This window comes from Salinivibrio sp. AR647, assembly GCF_001995415.1.
Classification (GTDB): Bacteria; Pseudomonadota; Gammaproteobacteria; order Enterobacterales; family Vibrionaceae; genus Salinivibrio; species Salinivibrio costicola.
Map to the genome: position 1 here is coordinate 304,049 of NZ_MUFE01000002.1, position 7,759 is coordinate 311,807.

Consider the following 7,759-nt stretch of genomic DNA (forward strand, 5'->3'; position numbering starts at 1 on the left):
CTAGCCTCAATTTTGTGAGGGACGTTGAATATGATCATCAAACCTAAAATTCGCGGATTTATCTGTACAACCACCCATCCAGTGGGGTGTGAAGCGAACGTAAAAGAACAAATTGACTACACCAAAGCGCAAGGCCCGATTGCCAATGCGCCAAAACGTGTGTTGGTCGTGGGTGCATCCAGCGGCTATGGCTTGTCCTCACGCATTGCAGCCGCCTTTGGTGGCGGCGCAGCAACCATAGGCGTGTTCTTCGAAAAGCCAGGCACCGAGAAAAAGCCAGGCACCGCAGGCTGGTATAACTCAGCCGCGTTCGACAAGTTTGCCAAGCAAGAAGGCCTGTATTCAAAAAGCCTGAACGGCGATGCTTTCTCGCACGAGGCCAAGCAAAAAACCATCGATTTGATCAAACAAGACTTGGGTCAAATCGACATGGTGGTTTACTCACTGGCCTCGCCAGTCCGTAAGTTACCTGACAGCGGCGAGCTGGTACGTTCATCACTCAAACCTATCGGTGAGACGTACACCTCAACTGCCGTCGATACCAACAAAGATCAACTTATCGAAGCGAGCGTCGAGCCTGCTACTGAGCAAGAGATCCAAGACACCGTCACTGTCATGGGCGGTGAAGACTGGGAACTTTGGATTAACGCACTCAATGACGCCGGCGTATTGGCCGAAGGCTGCAAGACCGTCGCCTACAGCTACATTGGCACAGAGCTCACTTGGCCAATTTACTGGGAAGGGGCACTAGGCAAAGCCAAAATGGACTTAGACCGTGCCGCCAACGCGCTAAACCAGACGCTTGCCGCCAAAGGCGGTAGCGCCAACGTCGCCGTATTGAAGAGCGTCGTGACCCAAGCAAGCTCGGCTATTCCCGTTATGCCGCTTTATATCGCCATGGTGTTCAAAAAAATGCGCGAAGAAGGGGTCCATGAAGGCTGCATGGAGCAAATCCATCGCATGTTTACGCAACGCCTCTATCAAGCCGATGGCAGCGAGCCTGCCGTTGATAGCGAGCGTCGCTTGCGTTTAGACGACCTAGAGCTACGCGAAGACATTCAGCAGCACTGTCGCGACTTGTGGCCGCAAATCACCRCTGACAATCTCACCGAGCTAACCGACTACAACGAATACAAAGCCGAGTTCTTGAAGCTATTTGGCTTTGGCGTAGACGGCGTAGACTACGACGCAGACGTGAGCCCATTGGTAGAATTTGATGTCGAAAACATCTAAAACTGTTTAGAAAACAGACGAAAGAGGTCAGCCAAACGCTGGCCTCTTTTTTATTGCACGAAAGCTAACCAAACAAACCAAAATCGTCGCTTTTTACTTTACAAGCGAAGCCTAAGCCAATAATATACGCCGCGTTCCGGAGAGATGGCTGAGTGGTTGAAAGCACCGGTCTTGAAAACCGGCAAGGGTTAATAGCCCTTCTAGGGTTCAAATCCCTATCTCTCCGCCACATATAGAAAAGCCGCTGCTCAGTCAGCGGCTTTTTTGCGTTTATACTCCCAAAAATTTCTAAATTCTGACCCCGCCAACATTTTAGACTCCTTTGCCTAAACACACTGCCCAGCGTCTGATAACCTAGCCCGCAAAAAATTGCCCTGTAAGGCCTTTTGGATGCCGCTAACCAAAGGGCGGTAGCGTGGGTGTTAAAGCAAATCCTTAATGCGTAACCTCAAGCACTCATTGATGCGTAGGCCACTGCCGTACATAAGCCCACAAATCAGCTTATCTCTTGCGCTAAGGTAGGTGAAAATTTTGGCAACTTCTTCTTTACTGAGCACAATTGGAATTCGCGGCGATTTTTTGGACGGACTAAACGCAATCTTACCTAGCGGTTGGTTTAAAAACTGGTTGTAAAGAAAGGCTAATGCATTGAGGGCAACCTTTTGTGTGTTTGGTGAAACTTGCTGCGCATTCGCCAAATAAGACAGAAACGTTTTTACATCCTCGTCACTGAGCTCTGTAGGGTGTTGCTTGTGATGGAAAAGGATAAATCGACGAACCCAGTACAAGTAACTTTTCTCGGTTCTAATCGCATAGCCTCGTCGCCTAATCTCGTGCTGAAGGCTTGCCATAAACGGACTTTTGGTCATGATCTTTTCCCTCCCTCTAAGACTGTTTATTCATGGCTCTTCACCGTTCATGGTGGAAAGTCATATCAAGCCCCCCAAAATAGAACAGTATCGCTGTCTTGAACCGTTGTTTGTTTCTAAAGCCTTTGGCTCTAAGCTTCATGTACTGGATTTTGGCATTTATAGCTTCCGCCAGGCCATTCGATGCCTTCAGCCGCATTGCATTAAGGATTGCTGGTAAGTGCTTTTTCACTGTCGCCGCTGCTGTCATCAATGGTTTAATTCCACTTGCTTTAACTAAAGCAAGCCACTCTAGCCATTGATTCCTTGCGCTTCTGATCGAACCTCCGTACCAGATTAGTCTTNGCATTAAGGATTGCTGGTAAGTGCTTTTTCACTGTCGCCGCTGCTGTCATCAATGGTTTAATTCCACTTGCTTTAACTAAAGCAAGCCACTCTAGCCATTGATTCCTTGCGCTTCTGATCGAACCTCCGTACCAGATTAGTCTTGCTTGCTCTTTGAGCAACCAGCTAAGGCTTGTATCTATCATGAGCTTGGCCAATTTGTTTATACGCTCCCTCAGGCGACCAGCGAGGTTTCTATTTCTTTTGAGCCAGCCATAACGCGTTCTGTAGCACTCTCGTTTAAGGTATGGCGGTAGACGGTTAACCTCTTGCTTGCGAACATCGTCAACAGCTTTGGTGAGCACTTTTGCCACGTGGAAATGATCAACTGCAATCAGGCGTTTAGAGCGTGAGCCAAAGAAGGACTCGGTTGCATTCATAAAAGCTTGGCTCATATCCATCGAGACTGAACGGATCTGTTGTTTAGCGATATTAGGCAGCACTCGATAGCAGTTTGCTAAGCTTTGTTCACTTTTACCGTCGGCAACAGCGAGAACTTGGCCCGTTCGGCTCGACATCACCGTGACATAATCATGTCCTCGGCAAAAGGCAGTTTCGTCTACCAGCAGATCTTCTACCTTATTTAAATTTCTCCGGGCGAGCCCTCGTGAAACAGCCCTTTTCATTATCCGATCAATGGCTCCCCAACTCAGTCGAAATGCTTTAGATACAGAGTGAAGAGAAGTGAACTGAAGTGTTTCAATAATCTTTGTCTCAAAGAGTTCGGTATAGCGACTTCCAGGAGATGCCCAAGGAACAGAAACGGTCTGAACCCCATGCTTTGGACAGTCAGCACGTGGCACTTGGGCCTCAAGATATGTTTCGTATTGGCATGTATCCAAGTGACGCCATATCCGCTTTCGAGAGTCATGCTTTCTTACCGCTTTCGAGCATGTTGGACAAGCAACGCCTAAATGACTTTCGTGCATGATAGTCACGATAATACGTTGGCTCGTTTTATCCACCTGGACAGAGTCGACAGTCCATGGCGGAATCAGTCCAAGGATCGCTTGATAGAGTGCTGTATCTTTCATCTGATTCAGGGCTCAAGTGCAGAGTGTTTCCTTATTTTCCAATTAATCGGAAAATTTGAAAAGAAACACTTTCCATCACATCCGGTGAAGAGCCTTATTCATACAGCTTATTGGTAAGGAAAGCCAAATGGTGTGCACGCTTTTTCGAGGCACATTCACATTATCGCCGAAAGAGAAAATATTAATACAATATAATCATAGGGTTACAATTTATCCTTTGGGGATAATGTGAACGCCTTGGCCGGGATAGGCGGCATGCACACTTTTGCAGGCAAAGTGATTGCCTCAATCGTTAAAAATGTGTTTAATTATAAGTAGTTAGTTAAAAAATGACGCGTATAACGGTTTTGACAAATCGAGCACGCGCACTAATACAATGTTACAAGGCAAGTCAACAATGAGCTATCTTCACGTAACGATAAAAACTAAAAGTTCAAACGGCTGGATTTGCATATTCAAAGATCTGTCAGTTTACGAACTTAAGAAGAAACTTGTTAAACCATATAAGCTCGGCAAATCCATCTATTACGATGGAAATATATTGCCGCCAAATGAAATTATACAGATAAAGATAAATGAAACAGAAAAAGCGCATGAAGAAGAACTTAAAACTGTACAAGATGAAAGCTACAAAGAGGTTCAAGAGTTTAATCGTACAAGCTCCAGAGTTGTTCTAATAAGTGCAGGACATGGGTATAGTGACTACGAAATAAATGAATGCGGGAAAGATGTGACCGCCTCATACATTTCCACTGGCCCTGGAGCTGGCACTGCTTTCACGGTAACAGCTGATTTCATTAAGCATCCTTGGGTTGTGCGCGTTGTCGGCGGCTTGGTGTTTCTTGCTGTCGCTGCATATCTAGGGTTTAAGTAAATGCCTTGTAACAAGGCCATTAAATTCGCTTCCTACGGTCGCCGGACGCTCGCAAGCTCGCGCCGTTTATGGCAGCGTTAGCCGAAAAAGTTGAACTTTGATGCTTGATATGTGTATTGTCTAGTATGTCGTATTGAAAGAGTTTTAATCTATGAAATGTCGCGGAACAGAAAGCCGTCAACGAATTGTTAAGAATTATAATATTCATCCAGTGGCTCATGTGAAGCTGCTAAATGGACAGACAAAATTGAGTTGTACTAGCGATACTCTTACGGACAGTTATTACTGTTTTGATTATGTAGCTCGTAGTAATCCAAGTGATAGAGGAACTTTTTACTGTGGTTCTCATGCCGCAGATGATTTTTTAAAACTTACTCAATTATCCCCTTTACCATTATTTAATCCTCTAGTGACAAGCGGAGAAGGAGGAGGTGGTTCTGGAGGTTCCTCTTCTAAAAAATGGGATCCACTTGCAAAGCAACTAAACAATGCAATCAATATGTTAGTAGTTTGCTGGGATATCGTTCCTGGAGGCGTTTTGGCAAATATTCAAGCACAGCTAATTCAATATCCTAATTCAACTCCGTTCTTATCAAAGCTAAAAGCTGTCAATACTATTATTGGTTACGATAAGTCAGGTCGAACTCTTCAACAAATGATTGAAGGTCTGCGGGAAAAAAACAATGTCCGAAATTTTCAGTTCCATTTGATAAATAGAGAACTTGAATCAGAGGATATACCGTCAAATTTCGGCTAACAAACGCCTCAAGAGGGACTGTCAACGCGTGGCGTTTCCAGTCCCATTGAGCTGCGGTGGTTACGGTTGTTGTATTTGAGTTTAGTGTTTGTGCGTTGCCAGCCCCTTAGGCGGGCGTTAGGTGCAAGGAAGTTATGAAGCTACGAATTAACTGTATGCAATGCTTTCAAGAGCAAGGGCGTCCGTCTTTAGAATTTCAACCTGTTGAAATTCGTGATGACGGCCTATATTCGTCAACATGCAGCAACGGCCACACAACTCTTACAGTAATCCAAGAACAGAAGTTTGAGGTGCTGTTCGACTTTGGTGCTATGGCATTAATCGATGGCTATCCAAGGGAAGCCGTCACCAGCATTGCTGCTGCTATCGAGCGATTCTATGAATTCTATGTGGCTACTACCTGCCTGAAACACGGCATGGAACTAACCGATTTTCAAAAAGCTTGGAAGCACGTTGCAAATCAGTCTGAGCGGCAGTTTGGTGCATATCTTTTCGCATACTTAATAGACCATAATGGTGGCGAGCCACCAATCATTGACAATGATAAACCCAATCTCGATGGCGTTTCAAAAAGCAATACTAGAACATGGAAGGAATTTCGTAACGCGGTAGTTCACAAAGGCTATATTCCGTCTGTTTCAGAAACTCTTGCTTACGGGAATATAGCTTATCTTCATTTAAACGAGTTAATCGCAGACCTAAAAGAGAGAAGTGGAGAGGCAATTCAAAAAGTTACGTTTCATCATATCGCAAGGGCAAATCAAGCGGCGAATGGGAGCGTAGTTTCAACAATGAGCATACCCACACTTGTAAGCCTTGTGCGCGGTGAAGGTCCACCGGAATCATTCGAAAAGGCTCTAGAAAGTGTGGAAGAGTATAGAAAATGGCTGCATCACGTATAGCACCTAACAATCGCGTCAAATGCGACGCTCGTACCTCGCGCGCTTTACGCGGGCGTTATATGCAAATCGGAGTCATAATGAGGTTTTTAGTTTTATTAATATTCAGCACTCTCATAACAGGATGCGCCACGCCGGTAAGTCATACGAATACGCCACTTTCGACTTATGACAAAGATACTGAATACGGGATTGAAGAGCGAGAAGGTGGGTTCGGAATTACAGTATATTATTCACGCTACCAATTTATTCCGGAGAGCGATGCATTGGCTACAGCATGTAAAAGCCAGCTTACAGCTATAGCATGGGAACATGCAGATAATGTAGGAAAGGAAATCGTGCCGGTAAATGAGCAGCGTATAAGAATATCCATGGGTCGAAATGGCCTTTCAGGAATCACATCTTGTCAAGCAAATGCAATAGTTAAATGGAAATGAAAATGAACGACGAGAAAAATGAGAATAACTGCTCTGTTTGCGGTGGCACAGGGGTCAGTAAACCTGATCTCCAAGATGTGAGTGATATTGGAGATGGCGAAATTCAATATCAGCCAATAGAGTGCCAGCGCTGTAAAGGTTCAGGTAAAGAACCTATTTGAAATGCATATAACAAACCAAGTCAGCGGGACATATTTTTTCTTCGCTACGCTCAAAACGCAAAAATATGCCCCTGCTTACGGGCGTTATAAGTAATCTTAAGCACCAAGCTAAAGGGATATAAAATGAAATGCTCTGTATATATCGCCACGAGCGTAGATGGCTACATCGCCACTACTGAGGGATCTGTCGATTGGCTTCACAATGCTGGCAATTCAAAAGCTGACATCGCAGAAAATCCAGATATGGGATTTGGAGCGTTTATAGCCTCAGTTGATTGNGGCGTTATAAGTAATCTTAAGCACCAAGCTAAAGGGATATAAAATGAAATGCTCTGTATATATCGCCACGAGCGTAGATGGCTACATCGCCACTACTGAGGGATCTGTCGATTGGCTTCACAATGCTGGCAATTCAAAAGCTGACATCGCAGAAAATCCAGATATGGGATTTGGAGCGTTTATAGCCTCAGTTGATTGCATGATCATGGGGCGGAAGTGTATGGAAACGATTTCGGATATGAATTTGTCTGCTGAGCAATGGCCCTATGGTGATATTCATATTGTCGTGTTGAGTAACACGATTACAACACCACCGGAAAACTTGAAGAGCAAGGTAGAAATGTTTTCAGGTGATATTACTGACTTAATAAAAGAGCTAGAGGGAAAAGGTTTCAACCATGCTTATATTGATGGTGGAAGCACAATTACATCATTCCTAAATCATAAGCTCATCGATGAAATGACAATCACTAGAGCACCTATTTTGTTGGGCGGCGGCATCCCGCTTTTTGGTCAACTAAACGATCAAATAAAACTGGAAAACTCAGAGGCGATTGCTTTTGCAAACGACTTTGTTCAAGTAAAGTACGAAGTAAATTACTTATAACAAGGTGCTGTTGCCGGATTGCATTTCCGCTAGCGCTACAACGCAACCGCAAAGCGCGGCGTTATGCAGCAGGAGGATATTTAAACTATGGCGCAACTTATCGCCCTAATTTTATTACCACTGGTCTTGGCTTTTGGCCTGACTTTTGTTTTTGTATCGAAGGGAAGAAATTTTGTAGAGCGTACTCGATTTGTTTTGACTCTTCATCCTGAGCTAGGGCTAATG

10 protein-coding genes and 1 tRNA gene are annotated in these 7,759 nt (G+C 44.6%); 8 read left to right on the plus strand and 3 right to left on the minus strand.

Annotated elements, in window-relative coordinates; genetic code table 11:
* The first annotated feature begins 30 nt into the window (after nucleotides 1-30).
* Both fabV and BZG76_RS03915 read left to right on the plus strand, forming a co-directional pair.
* A complete protein-coding gene (gene fabV / locus BZG76_RS03910) occupies nucleotides 31-1,233 on the plus strand; it encodes an enoyl-ACP reductase FabV (protein ID WP_077460225.1) in 1,203 nt (400 codons plus the stop codon).
* 138 nt (nucleotides 1,234-1,371) lie between these two features.
* Nucleotides 1,372-1,462, plus strand: a tRNA-Ser gene (locus tag BZG76_RS03915).
* A 193-nt stretch (nucleotides 1,463-1,655) separates the two neighbouring features.
* Here BZG76_RS03915 and BZG76_RS03920 read toward each other — a convergent pair.
* The 3 genes from BZG76_RS03920 to BZG76_RS03930 are packed head-to-tail and all read right to left on the minus strand — an operon-like array spanning nucleotide 1,656 to nucleotide 3,520.
* Complete coding sequence (locus tag BZG76_RS03920) at nucleotides 1,656-2,102, minus strand: phage integrase N-terminal SAM-like domain-containing protein (RefSeq protein WP_077460226.1); 447 nt, start codon at nucleotides 2,100-2,102, stop codon at nucleotides 1,656-1,658.
* A 40-nt stretch (nucleotides 2,103-2,142) separates the two neighbouring features.
* Nucleotides 2,143-2,352: a transposase gene (locus tag BZG76_RS03925; RefSeq protein ID WP_443216257.1), complete on the minus strand. Its 210-nt coding sequence runs from the start codon at nucleotides 2,350-2,352 to the stop codon at nucleotides 2,143-2,145.
* A 22-nt stretch (nucleotides 2,353-2,374) separates the two neighbouring features.
* Nucleotides 2,375-3,520, minus strand: a complete 1,146-nt coding sequence (locus BZG76_RS03930) for an ISL3 family transposase (RefSeq protein WP_077460228.1) — start codon at nucleotides 3,518-3,520, stop codon at nucleotides 2,375-2,377.
* A gap of 397 nt (nucleotides 3,521-3,917) precedes the next feature.
* Here BZG76_RS03930 and BZG76_RS03935 point away from each other — a divergent pair, with 397 nt between their 5' ends.
* From BZG76_RS03935 to BZG76_RS03960, 6 genes are all read left to right on the plus strand, one after another.
* Nucleotides 3,918-4,394 carry a hypothetical protein gene (locus BZG76_RS03935; RefSeq protein ID WP_077460229.1) on the plus strand — a complete coding sequence of 159 codons (477 nt, stop codon included), beginning with the start codon at nucleotides 3,918-3,920 and terminating at the stop codon, nucleotides 4,392-4,394.
* A gap of 151 nt (nucleotides 4,395-4,545) precedes the next feature.
* Nucleotides 4,546-5,151: a hypothetical protein gene (locus tag BZG76_RS03940; protein ID WP_077460230.1), complete on the plus strand. Its 606-nt coding sequence runs from the start codon at nucleotides 4,546-4,548 to the stop codon at nucleotides 5,149-5,151.
* Between the two features lie 134 nt (nucleotides 5,152-5,285).
* The gene (locus tag BZG76_RS03945) at nucleotides 5,286-6,053 is read left to right on the plus strand and encodes a hypothetical protein (protein WP_077460231.1); all 768 of its coding nucleotides are present in this window, start codon (nucleotides 5,286-5,288) and stop codon (nucleotides 6,051-6,053) included.
* Between the two features lie 77 nt (nucleotides 6,054-6,130).
* On the plus strand, nucleotides 6,131-6,487 hold the full coding sequence (locus BZG76_RS03950; protein ID WP_077460232.1) for a hypothetical protein: 357 nt from the start codon (nucleotides 6,131-6,133) through the stop codon (nucleotides 6,485-6,487).
* Between the two features lie 2 nt (nucleotides 6,488-6,489).
* Nucleotides 6,490-6,648 carry a hypothetical protein gene (locus tag BZG76_RS15320; protein WP_158011315.1) on the plus strand — a complete coding sequence of 53 codons (159 nt, stop codon included), beginning with the start codon at nucleotides 6,490-6,492 and terminating at the stop codon, nucleotides 6,646-6,648.
* 322 nt (nucleotides 6,649-6,970) lie between these two features.
* Nucleotides 6,971-7,534: a dihydrofolate reductase family protein gene (locus tag BZG76_RS03960; RefSeq protein ID WP_077460234.1), complete on the plus strand. Its 564-nt coding sequence runs from the start codon at nucleotides 6,971-6,973 to the stop codon at nucleotides 7,532-7,534.
* The last annotated feature ends 225 nt before the right edge of the window (nucleotides 7,535-7,759 follow it).

Coding starts and splice junctions, on each gene's coding strand:
- BZG76_RS03920 (WP_077460226.1), bottom strand. CDS start 2,102: ATGACCAAAAGTCCGTTTATGGCAAGCCTTCAGCACGAGATTAGGCGA.
- BZG76_RS03925 (WP_443216257.1), bottom strand. CDS start 2,352: ATGACAGCAGCGGCGACAGTGAAAAAGCACTTACCAGCAATCCTTAAT.
- BZG76_RS03935 (WP_077460229.1), top strand. CDS start 3,918: ATGAGCTATCTTCACGTAACGATAAAAACTAAAAGTTCAAACGGCTGG.
- BZG76_RS03940 (WP_077460230.1), top strand. CDS start 4,546: ATGAAATGTCGCGGAACAGAAAGCCGTCAACGAATTGTTAAGAATTAT.
- BZG76_RS03945 (WP_077460231.1), top strand. CDS start 5,286: ATGAAGCTACGAATTAACTGTATGCAATGCTTTCAAGAGCAAGGGCGT.
- BZG76_RS03950 (WP_077460232.1), top strand. CDS start 6,131: ATGAGGTTTTTAGTTTTATTAATATTCAGCACTCTCATAACAGGATGC.
- BZG76_RS15320 (WP_158011315.1), top strand. CDS start 6,490: ATGAACGACGAGAAAAATGAGAATAACTGCTCTGTTTGCGGTGGCACA.
- BZG76_RS03960 (WP_077460234.1), top strand. CDS start 6,971: ATGAAATGCTCTGTATATATCGCCACGAGCGTAGATGGCTACATCGCC.